The organism is Candidatus Vallotiella sp. (ex Adelges kitamiensis), assembly GCF_020342435.1.
In the GTDB taxonomy this organism is placed as follows: domain Bacteria; phylum Pseudomonadota; class Gammaproteobacteria; order Burkholderiales; family Burkholderiaceae; genus Mycetohabitans.
Map to the genome: position 1 here is coordinate 635081 of NZ_CP080504.1, position 19463 is coordinate 654543.

Annotated in this window: 10 protein-coding genes, 1 tRNA gene and 1 pseudogene; 4 read left to right on the forward strand and 8 right to left on the reverse strand. The window is 43.9% G+C overall.

Annotation, left to right across the window (positions count from 1 at the left end):
* Nucleotides 1-279: 279 nt before the first annotated feature.
* The 3 genes from K0T93_RS02475 to dnaG all read right to left on the reverse strand — a co-directional run bounded on the left by K0T93_RS02475 (nt 280) and on the right by dnaG (nt 4724).
* Nucleotides 280-358: transfer RNA gene (locus K0T93_RS02475), tRNA-Ile, on the reverse strand.
* Between the two features lie 28 nt (nt 359-386).
* A complete protein-coding gene (gene rpoD / locus K0T93_RS02480) occupies nt 387-2423 on the reverse strand; it encodes an RNA polymerase sigma factor RpoD (protein ID WP_445082805.1) in 2037 nt (678 codons plus the stop codon).
* Nucleotides 2424-2819: 396 nt separating this feature from the next.
* Nucleotides 2820-4724, reverse strand: coding sequence for a DNA primase (dnaG, locus tag K0T93_RS02485; protein WP_225721143.1), 1905 nt, complete (start codon nt 4722-4724; stop codon nt 2820-2822).
* A gap of 931 nt (nt 4725-5655) precedes the next feature.
* Between dnaG and tsaD the strand changes: the two genes are divergently transcribed.
* Entirely contained in the window at nt 5656-6699 is a 1044-nt protein-coding gene (gene tsaD, locus K0T93_RS02490) for a tRNA (adenosine(37)-N6)-threonylcarbamoyltransferase complex transferase subunit TsaD (protein WP_225721144.1), read from the forward strand.
* Nucleotides 6700-6797: 98 nt separating this feature from the next.
* On the opposite strand, the gene folE2 is transcribed toward tsaD, so the two are convergent.
* From folE2 to polA, 5 genes and pseudogenes are all read right to left on the reverse strand, one after another.
* Entirely contained in the window at nt 6798-7607 is an 810-nt protein-coding gene (gene folE2 / locus K0T93_RS02495; protein WP_225721145.1) for a GTP cyclohydrolase FolE2, read from the reverse strand.
* A gap of 123 nt (nt 7608-7730) precedes the next feature.
* Nucleotides 7731-9629, reverse strand: a complete 1899-nt coding sequence (gene dxs / locus K0T93_RS02500) for a 1-deoxy-D-xylulose-5-phosphate synthase (RefSeq protein ID WP_225721146.1) — start codon at nt 9627-9629, stop codon at nt 7731-7733.
* 113 nt (nt 9630-9742) lie between these two features.
* Nucleotides 9743-10624, reverse strand: coding sequence for a polyprenyl synthetase family protein (locus K0T93_RS02505; protein WP_225721778.1), 882 nt, complete (start codon nt 10622-10624; stop codon nt 9743-9745).
* Nucleotides 10625-10629: 5 nt separating this feature from the next.
* Nucleotides 10630-10902 carry an exodeoxyribonuclease VII small subunit gene (locus K0T93_RS02510; protein ID WP_225721779.1) on the reverse strand — a complete coding sequence of 91 codons (273 nt, stop codon included), beginning with the start codon at nt 10900-10902 and terminating at the stop codon, nt 10630-10632.
* Between the two features lie 1372 nt (nt 10903-12274).
* Nucleotides 12275-15045: pseudogene (gene polA / locus K0T93_RS02515) on the reverse strand (DNA polymerase I).
* Nucleotides 15046-17144: 2099 nt separating this feature from the next.
* Between polA and K0T93_RS02520 the strand changes: the two are divergent.
* The 3 genes from K0T93_RS02520 to K0T93_RS02530 all read left to right on the forward strand — a co-directional run bounded on the left by K0T93_RS02520 (nt 17145) and on the right by K0T93_RS02530 (nt 19423).
* Nucleotides 17145-17489, forward strand: coding sequence for a hypothetical protein (locus tag K0T93_RS02520; protein ID WP_225721147.1), 345 nt, complete (start codon nt 17145-17147; stop codon nt 17487-17489).
* Nucleotides 17490-17650: 161 nt separating this feature from the next.
* The gene (locus K0T93_RS02525; RefSeq protein WP_225721148.1) at nt 17651-18619 is read left to right on the forward strand and encodes a homoserine kinase; all 969 of its coding nucleotides are present in this window, start codon (nt 17651-17653) and stop codon (nt 18617-18619) included.
* Nucleotides 18620-18628: 9 nt separating this feature from the next.
* Nucleotides 18629-19423: a BPSS1780 family membrane protein gene (locus tag K0T93_RS02530; protein ID WP_225721149.1), complete on the forward strand. Its 795-nt coding sequence runs from the start codon at nt 18629-18631 to the stop codon at nt 19421-19423.
* The last annotated feature ends 40 nt before the right edge of the window (nt 19424-19463 follow it).

Sequence of the window (19463 nt, forward strand, 5' to 3'; positions counted from 1 at the left end):
CAAGAGTTTTCTTAAAATCTTGTGCTACTGAGATCTACCTGCAAATATGCCTTATATAAAATGTTGCAAGTACAAAACAATATTTTAGCGATAGACTACTCTTATCTAACTCTAAATTAGATAGATTTTTAATGAATGTAGCTAATGTAATACACTTACTCTAGTGAGTATTATCTAATGCAGATATACCTATATGAGAACTTTTGGTGTCCCGTCATGTGAATTAGATACATTGTAAAATGTAGGCTACATAACATATGAGTAAATCTAGCTAGATATTGGTGGGCCTCCCGTGAGTCGAACACGGCACCAACGGATTATGAGTCCGCTGCTCTAACCAGGCATGAGCTAGAGGCCCTAAATTGGTTATTCTAAAACCATGAAGCTTAATTTCCTTCTAAGAAGGACTTTAGTTTATCTGAACGGCTTGGATGACGCAATTTTCGCAAGGCTTTTGCCTCGATCTGACGAATTCGCTCTCGTGTTACATCGAACTGCTTACCGACCTCTTCAAGAGTATGATCTGTACTCATTTCAATACCAAATCGCATACGCAATACTTTTGCTTCGCGCGGTGTTAATAAATCTAGTACTTCTTTTACGACATCTCGCATACTTTCATGTAATGCAGCATCAGCCGGCGCTAGCGTATTATTATCTTCGATAAAATCGCCTAAATGAGAATCATCGTCGTCACCGATTGGGGTTTCCATTGAAATTGGCTCTTTTGCAATCTTCATAATCTTGCGGATTTTGTCTTCTGGAATCTCCATTTTTTCAGCGAGCATTCCAGGATCGGGCTCGAGCCCCGTCTCCTGTAAGATTTGTCGTGATATCCGGTTCATTTTATTAATTGTCTCAATCATGTGGACCGGAATCCGGATTGTGCGTGCCTGGTCTGCAATCGATCGTGTAATCGCTTGACGAATCCACCATGTCGCATACGTAGAAAACTTGTAGCCTCGTCGATATTCAAACTTGTCAACCGCTTTCATCAGGCCGATATTGCCTTCCTGGATTAAATCTAAGAATTGTAAGCCACGATTTGTGTATTTTTTTGCAATTGAAATAACTAGTCGCAAGTTGGCTTCTGTCATCTCGCGCTTAGCCTGGCGTGCTTTAAGCTCTCCAGCTGTCATTTGACGGTTTGTTTCTTTCAAATCTTGAAGTGGCAATACGACACGTGCCTGCAAGTTAATCAAGCGTTGCTGCTGTTCTCGAATCGCGGGGATATTACGTGCGAGCACTGCACTATAAGGATACCCTTCTATAACAATTTGTTCAGTCCAGTTTAGATTTGTTTCATTTCCCGAGAAGCGTGAAATGAATTCTTCACGCGACATCCCGCACTTGTCAACGACAATATGTAAAATCTGTCGTTCTACTTGACGCACTTCATTAACCTGCGCGCGCAATGTGTCGCATAATCGCTCGACTGTTCTGGCAGTAAAGCGGATTAATGCTAACTCAGTCTGGATTGCTTCTTGCGCTTTCAGGTATGCCTTAGATCTATACCCCCCCTTTTCGTATGCGCACCGCATTTTTTTAAACCACTTTCCGATTAGCGTAAAACGCTCTATCGAGGCACGCTTCAGAGCTTCAAGTTGAGCAGCACTAGCCTCAGCTGCTCCAGAACCGTCATCTTCTTCTTCATTGCTCGTGTTTGCTCTATCAGTTTCCGATTCAATATCATCTGCATCAGGCGCACTAAAGCTGCTCTCATCCTCCGCATTCGGATCGATTAGGCCATCGACTAGTTCATCTACACGGATCTCATCGCTAGTAACCCGCGCGGCGAGAATAAGGATATCTGCAATCGTGGTTGGGCAAGCTGAAATTGCCTGAACCATGTGCTTTAGACCGTCCTCAATACGCTTAGCGATCTCAATTTCACCTTCCCGAGTTAACAGCTCGACAGTGCCCATCTCTCGCATATACATACGTACTGGGTCCGTTGTACGGCCAAACTCAGAGTCTACCGATGACAATGCGACCTCAGCTTCCTCCTCAACCTCGTCGTCGGACGATAATGATGGTGCGTTATCGTTGAGTAGCAGTGTTTCCGCATCGGGCGCTTGCTCATAAACCGCTACGCCCATGTCGTTGAACATACTAATAATGCTTTCAATCGCCTCAGTTTCCGCAAAATTGTCCGGTAAGTGATCATTAACTTCGGAATAGGTTAAGAAGCCCCGTTCTTTTCCTAACTTAATGAGTGCGCGCAACTTTGCGCGTCGCTCTTCAAGCTCTTCAGCTGTGCCTGGTTGGCGAGACGCGAACGCATCTTTCAGTAGTGCTTTTTCTTTAGCCCTTCGATCACGTGCTTTAATCTTTTCGCTTTTTACTGCCATGAATGAGCTGGCCGACTCATCGACTTGCTTCGTTTCCCTATCAAGTAGTACTTTATTCAGCTTTTTTGTCATAGATGTCGCCATTACGGCTTTGGTCTCGACTTGTGGCTCTTCGATGGTTGCCGCTTTAATCATATTAGTGCAGCCATCCCGTCTAGTATCTAGCAACTGCAATCTGTATGCTTGTTCGATTCATAAACTTCGTAGTTGTGCTACATTACGAAACTGTTTAACAGACTCTATCGTCGTGGATAACTACGTTATCGTTTTTAGCTTGTTAGATCGCATAATTTTATTAGAAAGACATATGAAAAAACTGTTGGGCTCTAAACAGGATCATTATCTTTACAGCTAGAAACCTGTATTGCTATGTCATTAAATTCTTTAATGTCTGGTTTCGTAGCAATTCTGTATCTATTCGATACTACCTAAAAAATTTTACTTAACACTTCCAATATAGCACGATGATTATATTTTTTCGCTAAGTGGCGACATGGCGATATAACGCTTTAGTTCGGCACGTTGTCTCGATAATTCAGCAAATTCTCTAGCTTGTTTTCCTTCTAGTTTTGTCTGCTGAGATAAGATTTGAAGTCTTTTACAATAAGCGTCATAACGCATTTTTGAGATAACTGCCCTAACTTCTTCGGCCGCAATTCGCTTCTGCTCATTACACTGTCGAATACTGTCCTCATCTAGCGCTGTATACATTAAATCACGCATGTTTTCATCATATAGAAGAATTTCTCTAAGGATTTCTTCATATATCGTCGCATTTGAAGAGCTAAGCAATAAATCCTTTAGAAACCGATACTCAGCTGTGTGTCCTAGCGTCTGCGTATATGCAATCGTCTCAGAAAATAGCTCTCTCTGCCGAGAAAACGTAGCTAACGTTTCGCACTCTTGCGCATCAAGCATTGCGACGATGCAGGGATACATGATAATGTTGCGTAGTGCTCGATGCTCGTGATTAGTAACATAACGATGATCAATCCTTACTGGAAGGCGTATCGTAGGTACGGCGCGCCTACTCATTCCGCAGAACTGCATTACTTCTTCGACAGACATTGATAGCTGATCTGCCAGCATATGAAAAATCTGAGCTCTCAGTGCGTTGGACGGCATCATCTGTAATAGTGGCTTAGCCTCATATAAGGCTCTCGCCCGTTCTTCTGGCTGTACGATATTCTTATCCGTTAAAACTTCATTAAGCAGAAACTGTGAAAGGGGCATTGCCTGCTTAATCTGTTCTGCAAATGCCTTAGCGCCGTGATGACGGATATAACTATCTGGATCATATTCTGCAGGTAGAAAAAGAAAGCGGAGCGTGCGATGATCTAATGCGTGTGGTAGACACACATCCAGAGCTCGGCGTGCTGCACGACGTCCCGCTCTGTCACCATCGAAACTAAAGATCACCGTATCTGTCTGTTGCATTAATTTCTGTATATGTACGGGTGTGCACGTAGTACCCAGAGTTGCAACCGCGTTCGGAAAGCCAGATTGGGTTAGCATAACAACGTCTATATAACCTTCCACAACCAGAACAAAACCTTTCTCACGAATTGAAAAACGCGCCTCAAAGAGGCCGTACAACTCAGTCCTTTTACTAAATAGGGGCGTTTCTGGCGAATTCAAATACTTTGGTTCGGCGCAGCTATCTAGAACGCGTGCCCCAAAGCCGATTACCTGCCCGCATATGTTACGGATAGGGAACATAATGCGTTGTCGAAATCGATCATAGCGGTGTGCTTCACCGTTACTCGATATCTTCTCGCTAATAATTACTAGACCTACATCAAGCAACGCATCGTCACGATAGTCAGTAAATACTGACTGCAGATTTTGCCAGCTATTCGGCGCATACCCCAATCCGAAGTGTAGCGCTATCTTACCGGTCACACCCCGTCTCTTCAGGTACTGGATCGCATCTGGAGCACTCCGAAGTTGCTTACAATAATAGTCAGATGCAGCCCGCATAATCTCAACGAGAGTGCTCGCTATTCTGGGAATGGTTGGCGGCAAATCAGCACTGCTCCTGAGTCTTGGCAGATGGCCAACGCTACATATACCTGTTGAGGTTTCGTGTGGAACCGCGAATCCAACGGACTGCGCTAACTCATCAACGGCTTTAGGAAACGTCAAGCCGTGATATCGCATGAGAAAACCGAGCGCTGTACCATGCACACCACAGCCGAAGCAATGGTAGAATTGCTTTGCTGGACTAACAGTGAACGAGGGATTTTTCTCGTTATGAAATGGGCACAGCCCACTAAAATTTGCCCCACTCTTCTTTAATCGTACACATTTTCCTACTACGTCGACAATATCAACGCGGTTTAATAAATCCTGTAGAAATGAGTGCGGAATCACAATTGCCTCAGAAAGGCTGCTTCAAATAGTGTCTCTTCTTACGTAGAAAACGCCCCAGTATTGACTATAGCTGATAAGTTCGTTTTTAAGAGATACTGTACCTCCATTGGGCTGTTACGTCTACTTGCTCTATCGCGTTTTTCACTCGAAATACAACGTCACTGTCGGATAATGAGGCCGGATGTATTGGCTAGAATCATAAGCCCCCTTAGTTCTTTAAAACTAGATTTTTCAGCTTATCCGCCTAAATATGAGAATTTAATCTTTATTATGCTTTACTAACTTATCAATAACTAACCTCATCTAGAGTCGCCCGGAGTTATGCGCTTATCTACCTCTGCTTATTTAATTAAGCTTATATTATTCTTAACCGTCTATATTTAACTAAGAACTATGATGCAGATATGAAAGTTGCTTAAGTCGTAGGATACAATAAAGTTATATAGTAACTTTCATCAGTGCTTACTATGGCAGTATTGATACTTGCACGTACGGTTCTTTTACGAGACAGTGCGCCTTTGCTCTTCTCAGAGCAAAAGAATTTTAATATCTATCCCAGCTTAACCGACCCTTGTTTATCAACGATAAATTACAATTATCGATTGTTAAGAGAGATGATTCTAGCTTTTCAAAAGCTTTCAGTGCCAAAATCAGCGCAACATTTTTTACTACAGACAGCTAGATGGTTGCGTATAGGGTGAGAAGCATCTCCGATTAATCTTCGGCATCGTGTAAGCAATACCCGCATCTTTTATCGACCCAGCTCTCTAATTACTAAAACGCTGTAGTTCCTGTGTTGAGTGGTCTGTAGGCTATTCAAACAATACTAAGCATTCTAGAGTATTATGTTATAAATTTCGTTCGTAGTCCTGGCTATTTAAAATCTGGTCGAAAAAGCATGTTTGGCTAGCTACCTATTTTTTTAATTCTCATGCTCGTCTTAGGTATCGAAAGCTCATGTGATGAAACCGGACTCGCGTTATACGACAGTAAGCGCGGGCTGCTTGCACACGCACTACATTCTCAAATCGCTATGCACCGTGCCTATGGAGGCGTGGTGCCAGAACTCGCATCACGCGATCATATCCGGCATGCACTGCCGTTGCTAAAGAAAGTATTGCAACAGGCTGAAGTTTCCCGCACTGAAATCGATGTGATTGCATTCACACAGGGCCCGGGGCTTGCCGGTGCACTTCTTGTTGGAGCCAGCATTGCAAATGGATTAGGATTAGCGCTTAGCAAGCCGGTTATTGGTATTCACCATCTTGAGGGGCATTTATTGTCTCCATTGCTTGCGAAAAAGCCACCAACCTTTCCATTCGTTGCACTATTAGTTTCCGGCGGCCACACGCAACTAATGCAAGTGACCGATATTGGCCTTTATCAGATGCTCGGTGAAACTCTAGACGATGCTGTTGGAGAAGCATTTGATAAGACCGCAAAACTACTTGGACTAGACTACCCAGGAGGGCCTGAAGTTTCACGGTTAGCTAAGTTAGGCACGCCTGGCATCGTCGAATTACCGCGCCCGATGTTGAATTCAGGCAACTTAGATTTTAGTTTTAGTGGATTAAAGACGGCGGTTCTCACGTACCTAAACCGAAGCGGCTCTAACACTAGTGATCAGGAAAAAGCTAATGTGGCACGTGGTTTTGTTGATGCCGCTGTTGAAGTGCTGACTACGAAAACGGTTTCTGCACTAAAACTCACAGGAATGAAGCGGCTCATTGTAGCTGGTGGAGTCAGCGCAAATTATCAGTTGCGTGAAGCGCTATGTGCTGCTGCTTCCAAATGTAGATTCGACGTATATTATCCCGACCTCGCACTATGCACAGACAACGGTGCGATGATCGCATTCGCGGGTGCGCTACGACTACAACGCAATCCTACGGGAGCGAATACATCATATGCGTTTACTATTAGGCCTCGATGGGATTTGAGTGCAATTAATGATTTTAGCGGGACACCAGGATAACTTCTTGCCTACCACCTGTATCCATCTAGGGCAGTTATTAGTGTAGCTCTTTTGGAACAAAGTTGATGCAACACTCCGAATACTCTTACCTAACAATGCTAGCTGGAAAACCGCTTGTCATGCTCGATTAGTGCATATGCACTATGATTATGAATAGATTCAAAATTCTCGGCCTCAAGTACATAGGCAACGATTCGAGGATCAGCATTAAGTCGCTGTGTAACATCGCGAACCAAGTCTTCAACGAACTTGGGGTTATCATAGGCCCACTCTGTCACAAACTTCTCGTCAGGACGCTTTAGAAGCCCCCATAACTCACATGAGGCCTCTTCTTCAGCTATACGCACTAAGTCCTCAATCGGTATATCATCAACCAATTCGGCGGCAATTGTCACATGAGAACGCTGATTGTGCGCGCCGTACTGAGAGATCTTTTTGGAGCACGGGCAAAGGCTAGTTACTGGCACTAATACCTTAGTGAATAGGCGTATATCACCATCTTGCGTATTAACACTACGCGTCACCTCATAATCAAGTAGACTTTGCACGCCAGATATAGGTGCTGTTTTCCGGATAAAATAAGGAAATGTAACTTCAATTTGACCTGCTGAGGCCTCAAGCTTTTCAAGCATAGTCGCTAGCATAGTACGGAAATAAGTAATATCTAACGGATTTCGAGCTTGGTCCAGTAGCTCGATGAAGCGTGACATGTGCGTCCCTTTCTGTTTAGCGGGAAGGTGCACGTTGAGATTCCAGGACCCCACCGTTGCTTGTACGTCGCCTGACGCAGTCTTCACTGTCAATGGATGGCGTATCGCTCTAATACCGACACGCTGGATCGGGATCTGCCGGCTATCCGGCGTGCTTTGTACATCAAGCATTACAAAAGCGTGATTCATCTGGTTCATCGGAATTCCTTGATAACCGGCGCACGCCTTAGTTCATAGTAATTATTGAAGTGCCCTCAATACGGCTCTCCAGACTCTAAAAGAAAAAGCTATCTATTTTAGGGCGAGATTTATATGACAAATTTAGTCATTTTTCTTTTCATCATTCTTTTTCCATTCTAGGCTTACTAAGCGCTCGCGGATCGTATTTATAATACCGTCTACATCCAGACCACACTCAGCAAGTAAGCGCGCTGGATCGCCATGATGAATAAAACGGTCAGGAAGACCTAATTGTAATACTGCTCGGTTTACCCTTGCTGTTTGTAGACACTCAATACATGCAGATCCAGCGCCTCCCATCACGCAACCTTCCTCGATAATCACAAGTAGCTCATGTGTGGCTGCGAGCTGTAATACGAGTAACTCGTCTAGCGGTTTCACGAAGCGCATATTAGCTACTGTTGCATCAAACTCTTGTGCCGCCGTCAGGCTTGGCGCTAGCATTGATCCGAATGCCAAGATTGCTACCCGCTGCCCGGTCGGCGCGTGCGACCTCCGCCGGATCTCTCCTTTACCGACTGATATTACGCCCAGCTTATTTTTTGAAGTTGGCTCCGCCTCTGTCCCGCGCGGATATCGTACCGCACTTGGCCCATCAAGCTCTAAGCCTGTATGTAACATTTGTTGACACTCGTTAGCATCGGATGGCGTCATTACGACCATATTTGGTATACACCGTAGGTATGCCATATCATAAACGCCTGCATGCGTTGCTCCATCCGCACCTACTAGTCCAGCGCGATCTAGCGCAAATATAACTGGTAGGTTTTGTAATGCTACGTCGTGAATTAACTGGTCGTAGCCGCGCTGAAGAAACGTTGAGTAGATTGCTACTACTGGTTTTAATCCTTCGGCCGCTAGCCCAGCTGCGAAAGTTATCGCATGCTGTTCAGCAATGCCTACGTCAAAATAGCGTTGTGGGAAACGTCGTTCGAACTCAACAAGACCAGAGCCCTCACGCATTGCCGGTGTAATACCTATTATCCGGAGATCTAGCTCTGCTACATCGCATAGCCATTCTCCAAAAACCTGTGCATATGTCTTCTTTGAAGATGTAGTTGGCTTAATACCTTCAGCCAGATTAAATTTTCCGGGGCCATGGTATAGCACTGGATCCGCCTCAGCAAGCTTATAACCCTGTCCTTTCTTTGTTACTACGTGAAGGAATTGCGGACCACATAAGTTCCGGATATTCTGAAGCGTTGGGATTAATGAATCAAGATCGTGTCCATCAATCGGACCAATATAGTTAAAGCCAAATTCTTCAAACAGCGTTGCGGGTACTATCATGCCTTTTGCATGCTCCTCAAGCTTTCGCGCAAGTTCAAGCATTGGTGGGGCATAACGTAGTACTCGCTCGACGCCTTTTTTTGCTGTTGCATAGAACTTACCTGAAATTAATCGGGCAAGGTAACGGTTAAGCGCACCCACCGGTGGTGAAATCGACATATCGTTATCATTTAAGATCACCAACAACGGGATATTCTCAAATACGCCAGCGTTGTTTAGCCCCTCAAATGCTTCGCCAGCAGTCATCGCTCCATCGCCAATCACGGCAATTACATATCGGTCCTCACCTTTAAGGTGACTCGCAACAGCCATGCCTAATGCTGCTGAAATCGATGTACTCGAATGCGCAGTGCCAAAAGTATCGTACTCTGACTCGGAACGGCTCGGAAAACCAGATATACCATTCCACTGTCGTAGTGTACTCATTTGATCTCGCCGCCCAGTTAGAATCTTGTGTGGATAAGTCTGGTGCCCGACGTCCCAAACAATTCGGTCATGCGGTGTATTAAACACATAGTGCAACGCAATTGTTAGCTCAACAGTGCCTAGGTTTGATGAAAGATGCCCGCCTGTTTTCGATACACTATCGAGTATGAAGGCGCGTAGCTCATCCGCTAACGGTTTTAACTGACGGCACTCTAGGCGCCGCATCGCGGCGGGGTCATTGATGGTTTGTAGCAAGTCGTACATCGTCGCTTTATTCTAAACAATCCTGCGGCACATGTGTCGACGCTCCAGTTTATGCATCCTCGCGCTGCGCATATTATATGCGCGAGTAGCATACTCGTCGCTAGTGCGCTAACTCAATTTATACGTTTCGCTACCAAGTCAGCGATTTGAGCAAGACGCAGCCCGCGCTCGCCCAGCGGCACAAGCGCGGCATATGCGTCTCGGCGTAGCTGGGCTACTAGCTCCAGAGACGCTCGTAATCCGATGATTGACACATAGGTTGGTTTATCGTTAGCTTTATCTTTTCCGGCTGTTTTACCAAGTAAAGTCGAATTAGCCGTTACATCTAGGATATCGTCAACTACCTGAAACGCTAGGCCTATTGCTTTAGCGTATGCATCGAGCGCGCTCTCGATGTCAGCTGACATTTTATCACCACATATTGCACCCATCTTAACCGCAGCGCGCAGCAATGCACCAGTCTTCATCTGGTGCATCATCTCTAATTGCGTTTTTGACAACTGCATACCTACGCTTTCCAGGTCGATTGCCTGCCCACCCGCCATACCAAAAGAGCCGGTCGCACAGGCAAGTACACGCATTAACGCAGCCTGTCGGTACACATCGAGAACGTCTGAAGACAGTACGATAAATGCCTGTGATTGTAGCGCATCACCGACAAGAAGCCCTGTTACTTCATCGTATGCTATGTGTACCGCTGGCTTATCACGCCGTACATCATCATTATCCATTAATGGTAAATCATCATGAACCATCGAGTACACGTGAATTAATTCAAGTGCACATGCCGCTGTGTCACGCATCTGGCTAGGCGCACCTAATGCTTGGCCAGCTGCGTGACACAGCATCGGGCGTACACGCTTTCCACCACCCAGAACTGCATAGCGCATCGCCTGATGCAACCGTATCGGCTCGACGTCTTCTGATGGCAGCACCACCGAAAGCGCTGATTCGGTTCTTGTTTGGACCTCGCACACCCATTCATCAAATGTCAGCATGATCACGTACAGTCTCCGCTGTCATCCGCTGGATCGATAGGCTTAAGCGTCTCTCCATCAAGTATACAAACCTGTTGCTCGACTCTCGCGAGCTGCTGTTGGCAGTATGCGACTAGCGCTACCCCTCGACGATAAGCCTCAAGTGACAATTCGAGGCTTAGCGCCCCCCCTTCCATTTTCTCAACCAGTGACTCAAGCTCACCGAGCGCTGTTTCGTAACTATCTGGCAATGGAATATCTGCCTTATTATGGTCTTTAGCAGGAGTATTAGGCATTATGCGCGTGTATTTTGGCAAGTCACTCCATTTTACGGTAAACACCGTTTTGCTGGCAGCGAATACCGGCTAAGTCTAGCGTGTTTAGGGTACGCTGCAATAAAAATATATTTTTATAACTTAATTTTATTCTATATTTAATAGTATTAATTATACTAATTTTGAAATCTATTTTAATAATCAATATTATTATATTGATGCAGGCTCTTACGGTAAGTATTTAACTTAGTTCATATAATAAATAATTATACTTGAATAATTTTAACTTATCCTGATATTTAAAATCTATCATTCGATATTGCGAATATCGCAACTATCTGATGCACTATACTTCCTATCTTTGCTTTAAATCTAGCTATCAGGACTACATGAGAGCAGCAAGAAATTCTATTCATATAATGTATCTCAGCAGGCTACTTTTATTTTAGTACATACTCTTCTAATTACGTTGGAGAATAAAATGAGAGAGCATAACTTAAATCAAAAGCTATTTCGTAGTCTATCGAGACCTACTGTTTTACACTAGTTTCACTTTTTTTAAATAAACCACAATAAGAGCTTCTCTATTTTAGAGGGGGTACATGTACTTACGTTTTTTTGGAGAATCACGAGTAAAATAATCCAGTTTTTAAAATTCTTTAAAGAAAGCCACCACCTTATATCTTAATAATATTAAGCTTCTGTTATAATCGATGGTTCACTTAGAAGACTCTAATAGAGCCTTCTTGTGGTGTTGCGCTTAATCCTGTGCGGCGCATACTATATAGCGTAATTACAATTTTTGCTACTTTGAGATAATAACACTATAAATCCGAAGTTTAGACAAAATAAAACCCAGCTAACTAATATGTCGTCTATCCAGGTTGCTTATGATAGGGCTATTGTCGGAGATATCGTCCTGAAATATTAATTATGATCTGTTTAAACTGAAAACCTACGCCAAAAGATGTTATCTCTCGATAAGTATAAGATACTTGCAGACTCACCATGAATTCTATGTTGGTAACAAGCTCTTTCTATTGCTTATAGAAGCACCCTAACTACTAACGATCGCTCTAATTTTAACAACTTTTATATATAGATTGTTTGAAACATTTAGCGAATGCTAGACTTTCTATAGTAAACCTGCAATAAAAAATTTTGGATTCTGGCTTGGCTGACAAGACTTTTTTGTTCTCTACATGTTGATATTTACCTCCATAAGTTAACTTCTGCTTCCATTCAGAAATTTTTATGTATCAGGCATGGACGTACGCTAAATTTAGCGAGTGATAAACTCATGCTGCTAGTAGCCTCTATACCAGATTTAGGTCGGATAAGCTATTGAAAATACTGCTCTAATACACTGTGCCGCTAATATTAAAACTCAACATCAATGCGCTTCTTCCCAGTTAATACCTGAGCCTAACTTGGCGACAAGGGGTACGTTAAGGTTGCCGATTGAGCACATTAGTGCTGGCACCTTGGTACGAATAATATCCAATTCATTGTTAGGTACTTCTAGAACTAGCTCGTCATGGACCTGTATGATTAACCGAGACTTGACTCGTGCCCGATCAATCCAATTTTGTACGGCAATCATAGATAGCTTGATAAGATCAGCTGCTGTACCTTGCATTGGTGCATTAATTGCAGCTCGTTCGGCAGCCTGACGGCGCAGGCTATTTCCGCTGCTAATCTCTGGTAGCCACAGCCGGCGACCGAAAACAGTCTGAACGAAACCGTGTAATTTTGCCTCCATCCGTGTTTCACACATATAGCGCTTGACACCTGAGTATCGAGCGAAATAGCGTTCAATATAAAGCTTAGCCAGAGTAAGTTCAATACCTAGATTCGCTGCGAGGCCAAAAGCGCTCATGCCATAGATTAAGCCAAAATTGATGACTTTCGCAGTACGACGTTGCTCGTTTGTGATGTCCTGCTGCATTACGCCAAAGATCTCTGACGCAGTCGCTCGATGTACGTCTTCACTCTGCTTAAAAGCTGTCATCAATGCTGCATCGCCTGAAATATGCGCCATAATTCGCAACTCAATCTGTGAGTAATCAACTGAGACGATGCTACTTTCTGGTGGGGCAATGAACGCTTCTCGGATGCGTCGCCCTTCTGGCGTTCGAATAGGAATGTTTTGTAAATTCGGATCATTAGACGCAAGTCTCCCAGTCACAGCTACTGCCTGAGCGTAATTAGTATGTACACGACTAGTATCATGTTTGATCATCTTAGTCAGCTTGTCTGTATACGACGACTTAAGCTTAGCTAGAGCACGATAGTTAAGTAGTATCTTAGGCAGTAGATAATCCTCAGCGAGTTTTTGTAACACTCCTTCGTCTGTAGAAGGCGCGCCTGATAAGGTTTTCTTAATTACTGGCAACTGCAAACGCTGAAAGAAGATTTCACCGATCTGCTTCGGTGAATTCAAATTAAACTCACCGCAGGCCAGTACGTACGCCTCGTCTTGTAAACCCAGCATTCGGATAGCCAGCTCATTACTCTGCTTAAGAAGCCGAGTTTTATCGATGAGTACACCATGGCGTTCAATAATTTGCAGAACTCGAGATGTTGGTAGCTCGATTGAGCGGTAGACATAGTCTAATCTTTTTTCAATTTGAATCTGCGCATATAACACCTTGTGCAACCGCAATATAATATCGGCATTTTCAGCAGAATATTCTGTAGCTACGTTCACCGCGACCTTATCGAAGCCGATTTGTGCGCTGCTCTTACCGGCAATATCTTTATATTTGATTGTTTTTATGCCGAGATGCCGCATCGCAAGTACATCTATATCATGCGAACGATGCGATTCAAGTACATACGATTCAAGCAGCGTATCATGCTCAATACCAGATAGTATAATGCCATGATTAGCTAAGACTTGAGCATCAAACTTCAAATTCTGGCCAACTTTTTTGTATACAGAATTCTCTAGCCATGGTTTGAGCTTCGTGATTACCTCATCGAATGGCAGTTGCGCTGGTTGATCTGCTCCACAGTGTAAGAGTGGAATATATGCGGCACGCCCAGGAGCAGTCGCAAATGATATACCGACGATGTGAGCACGCAGTGGGTCTAATGACGTAGTTTCAGTGTCAAACGACGTGAGCATCGACTCCTTGATCATTGCCAGCCATCGATTAAACTGCTCCCATTCATTGATCATTTCATATTGTTGATTGGTGCCAATCTCTGATCTTATTTCGGCTGCACCCGTTCTAGATGCGGTTTTATTATCAAATGTCTTCAAACACCCCCCTCGGCCTGGCCATCAGACTCGAGCAACAATCTTTTAAAGCCGTAGCGCAAATAGATATTACGCAATTTTTCCTTGGATTCTGCCCGTACCTGAAGCGACTCAGAAATAGACTGTACATGCGGCGATAAATTGCAATCGGTATGCACGGTGACGAGTCGACGTGCGATTGGTAAGAACGTGAGTGCCCGGCGTAGGTTATTACCGAGTGCTCCTTTGATATCATTTGCGTGCGCGATGATACCGTCTAGCGATTGATATTGAGAAAGCCATTTGAGCGCGGTCTTCGGACCGCACTTGTCTACGCCAGGCACATTATCAACGGTATCACCAATCAATGTTAGATAATCTACGATACGTTGAGGGGGTACACCGAATTTTGCGATCACGCCATCGTAATCAAGACGCTCGTTAGTCATAGTATTAATTAATACAATACGCTCGTTTACTAGTTGCGTAAGATCCTTATCGCTCGTGGAGATTACTACGTTCATGCCAGACTGCTCAGCACGTACCGCCAGAGTTCCAAGCACGTCGTCAGCCTCTACGCTATTAATTACAAGCTTCGCCCAACCGAGCGCACATACTGCAATATGAATTAGCTCAATCTGACTAGATAAATCTTCTGGCATCATCGAACGATGAGATTTATAGGCTGGATACCAATCATCACGAAACGTTTTACCCTTTGCATCGAACACACACGCACCATATTCTGCAGGAATATCACGACGCAATCGCCTCATCATATTAATGACACCGTACAGTGCGCCGGTTGGACTACCATCTGGCCCACGCAAATCTGGAAGCGCATGGTAAGCCCGATATAAATAGCTCGAACCATCGACTAATAGTAAAGTTTTACCATCAAGATTCTGCTGCTTTAGCATTAAGAATAAAAAAAATGACCCCATGTTTCATTGACTCTAGATCAAAAAGCACAACCGCTCAAAGTTAGTACAACTTTTTACGATTATGGCAAAGTCCATCAAGACAACTGAGTGCTTGTCAGGAATCAGCTGATCTATTGGCGTTTACGGTTTTTGCTAGATTTAATTAAGGCGCAGGTGCGGATAAGACATTTTTAGTCAATCTAGATAACGATATTTTAAGTATTCCCCCCATTTTTTGTCTAAAAAAACAACGGGGTAAACGTAATGCCCAATGAATTTAAACACGCTCAGCACGAGCACGGAGAGCCTAATGTAATCCAAGGAAAGAAATTTTCAGTATGTGCCGATTACCCAATGTCCAAAAAGTTTTGCAATCTAATTAGATAACTTGCTCAAATAAATAGAGCTGACTAGCTTATATAATATTAAGTTGATATAGATGATTGATAAGTCAGATTAAATGATTGAGGCCAGCATCTATTCTAGAGAGAGCTAGCTCTGTATGAAGTCAGATATAGCTCGCCCTAAAGCATAATAAAATATAGTTTTACATATAATCAGAACTATAGTGTGATGGTCCGTTACTTACGTGTACGCAGCAAGCTGATCTATCTGTTCAATTTGCAAAGAATCCTAGTAATTCAACGCTAGTTAGCTTTTATACGAAATCCTACCCATCGCTAGACTTGATTGTCTACTCTATGTTCAAAGTCTACTTAATACATCCCCTATAAAGCGACCTTAAACACATCACTCAATAGACCAAACCTTCTGCCTACTTTACTGATGCACTATCTCGTCTACCTGTATACGTTAATAGAATAAGTGAATCTGTTGTATATTCTCAAATGGAAAGCAATCTCTGTAACATGTATTTTCCTGAAAGCGGATATAGTTAAAAAGATAGTTTTTCTTTCAGAAAAGTGAATTATTTAACTATACGCATACCCGTATTAGCCCCGCGCACTCAAACGTTCCCCAGGAAGCAAAGAGACGTATCACTTTTTGTAGTATTTCATAAGCTTATTCAAGCTAAATATAAAAAGAGGAGCAAAGTGCTCTCCAATGCCAATCAGACATTATTTATTGGTGCGCACATCGCTCAATCACCTTAAGAAGGCAAATAATTTATCCTATTGAGTCGTTTTGCGCTCGACTGACGCGCTTTATGTCTAGTCTAGTGTGCGATTGCCCGACCCTATAAGGGCAGGAAACCTAGCTCCTGATGTTAGCGGCCCGCCCTAACAATTACAATCGTCTATAGTAACGACTAGGCTATAACACATTAACTCTCTTAAACGCAACGCTTTCGTGTCTTCTCCATTTATTTTATTTAGAGGCCCACTATAGCGCGACTAGAACACTCCCTTAAGCTACCTAGGTAGCTACTCCTATAGTAGTCAATTACTATTGAACATCTAGCGGCGATACAAACACCTAATCGTCGAGCTATTGTATATTATTAAGCTTATGCCAGTACCCGAGTACGCTCTATGCGCGCAAATATAGTACTACAATTCGCTTTGTGCTTGTTTTCTTTGTTTTCTCATTGATATGCCTCATAGCGGTATTGATTAGCATAATATATCCCCTGCCAGCATGCTTGATTTATATAGATATCTTAGGCATGCACGTCACTAATGGCTCTGGTTTTGAGCTTATTGCTAGTTTTGTATGATATGCGATTAGTTCGATGGGCTTAATGAACACAGCCTATTCGTTTTATCCATGCGATAGACAGAGAGTAAGCTTAACAAAGCGGTTAAGGTAGAATTAACCATTATAATTCTTGGGAATTTTCTCCAGCTATTTGGAATGTACTAAGTTAGTAAATACAATCTAGGACCTCTTCGAGGAAACCACAAAAGTAGCGGTAGTTGATACATGTACTATCCGTTCGCTCGCATCCCCGCAAACGGATAGTAAAGGCGATAGCAAGATTCAAAAGTGCCTACCTCATGTCAACCACTGCTCATCAGCGGTTTTACAGAAAACGGCGGCAATATAGGCACTAAAAAAACTCGACGGCAGCATTACGTCGCCACCTATCGCGCATGTTGGTTTGGTAAAATTATCTACCGTCTCGGAGAACCCTCATGAAGCTGTTCCACACTGTGCCTAGCGTAATCTCTTACCTCGTGAACTGGGTCAAGACGTTTCTAGAAACAGCTACACTAGCATTTTCTGCCAGGATGGTGGTAGCTACGGCGAGCGCACTACAACCGCACGTCGAGCCAGAGACATATGCCGCTGCATCTCAGTATGTGAATAAAGCGATTGTCTGCTCAAATATGAAGACCATAAATCGACCTGCTAGTGACCAGCATCGGGTATGCGAGAGTAAAATTCAACGTGCACAGCACGCTGTGCTTTTACGAAGAGAATCCAAATGGCATATCGATTACCAAATATCGCGATCGTGGAAAATCGCTAAAATCTAGGTTTATTTGAACTTAGGTATACGCTACTAGATAAGTACGCCGCTGAATGTCTCGCTGCAGGTGTATGAAAGCTACAAGCCATTCACATAGCTTTATTCCCGCAACTCAAGTACTGACCGCCTAGATAGCGGCAGCCTTCGAACCTATCTAATAACGTTTGCATGGCCGTTTTTACTGCCCTTTCCGAAGCCCGGCTCGCTGCTTGGGTTCGGCACTACGCGATAGGCAAGATTATCGATTTCCACGGTATTACGTCCGGAATCGAGAACAGTAATTTTTTCTTGACAACAACAACTGGCGAGTATGTTCTAACAATTTTTGAAAAACTCGCCGCGCACGAGTTGCCTTTCTACCTAGAATTAATGCGTCATCTAGCGGCACACCGTGTTCCTGTGCCTGATCCTATGCGACGCGCTGATGGTGCGTTATTCGGTATGCTGATGAATAAGCCTGCCGCAATAGTGACTCGACTGGCTGGATCTCCGCGTCTAGCACCACAGGTTGCGCACTGTACTGAAGTAGGACAAATGCTAGCGCGAATGCATATTGCTGGAAAAGATATCCTAATGTATCAACCGAATTTGCGAGGCTTGCCTTGGTGGAGAGATAATGTCCCATCGGTATTGCCCTACGTAACCGATGCGCAGCATCGGTTACTAATCAGCGAATTGGAATATCATCAGGCATTCTTTACATCGTCTGACTATGCGACGCTTCCTGGAGGGCCATGCCACTGCGACCTATTCCGAGATAATGTCCTATTCACGTCGTACGATGGGCGTGATACCCTAGGCGGTTTCTTCGACTTTTATTTCGCCGGCTGCGACAAGTGGTTGTTCGATGTTGCTGTAACCGTTAACGACTGGTGTGTTGATCTAAATACCGGTTGCCTAGATCAGGCACAAACGCAGGCATTACTATGCGCATACCATGCTGTACGGCCGTTTACCCCCACTGAGACTCAGCATTGGCGCAACATGTTGCGTGCTGGCGCTTTTCGCTTCTGGTTATCTCGACTCTATGACTTTTACTTGCCCCGCGATGCCCACTTACTTAAGCCGCATAACCCCGCTCATTTCGAACGGGTATTGCGTGAGCGTATTAGCGCCGATACATTGCCGTGGCTCTAACTATCTGTTATGAAACTCATTGAGACATCCGCTAAATTTGGCTATATCTGGATTGGAAAAGGTATCTGGCTATTCCATAAAAACCCGCTCAACCTCCTAGCGATTTTTTTTACATATGTATTTTCGATGACACTCATCGTGCACATACCGGTCGTAGGGTCCGTACTATGGCTAATACTCGTGCCAGGTTTATACGTGGGGTTCATGAGCGCATGTCGCGATGTGCTTGCCGGAAAGCACGTGTTTCCGCTTGCACTTTTTACAGGCTTTCGAGCGCATAGTAGTAGCGTTTCTTGGCAGTTATTACAGCTCGGACTTATATATTGCGCACTAGTTACTACAAGTCTGTTTCTAACCTCAATAATCGACGACGGCTGGCTGCTAAAGACTGTCATCATCGAAGTGAAACCGGATAACAACGTCGCTCATAGCAGCGCTTTAATTTCCAGTATCGTTCTTGGATTCCTCATCTATCTGCCGACGATGATGTTGTTCTGGTTCGCACCGTTGCTAACCGCTTGGCATGGCGTGCCACCAATCAAATCGATGTTCTTCAGCTTCGTTGTCTGCTGGCGTAACCGAATCACATTTCTCGTTTATCTAGCAACATGGTTCGCAGTTATAATAAGCGCATCATTAGTAATCGGCTTTATTCTGAATGTGTTTGGTCTATCAAGCGGAGCTTTGACTGCACTATTGCCAGTCAGTATGATTTTATGGACAATAATCTATTGCTCGTTCTACGCGAGCTACTGTAGTTGCTTCAATCGTGAGCAGAACGCTAGCCCAGAGTTTATTATATAAACTATTGTGAAGTTTATAGTAGCGTATGCACTACTTATGG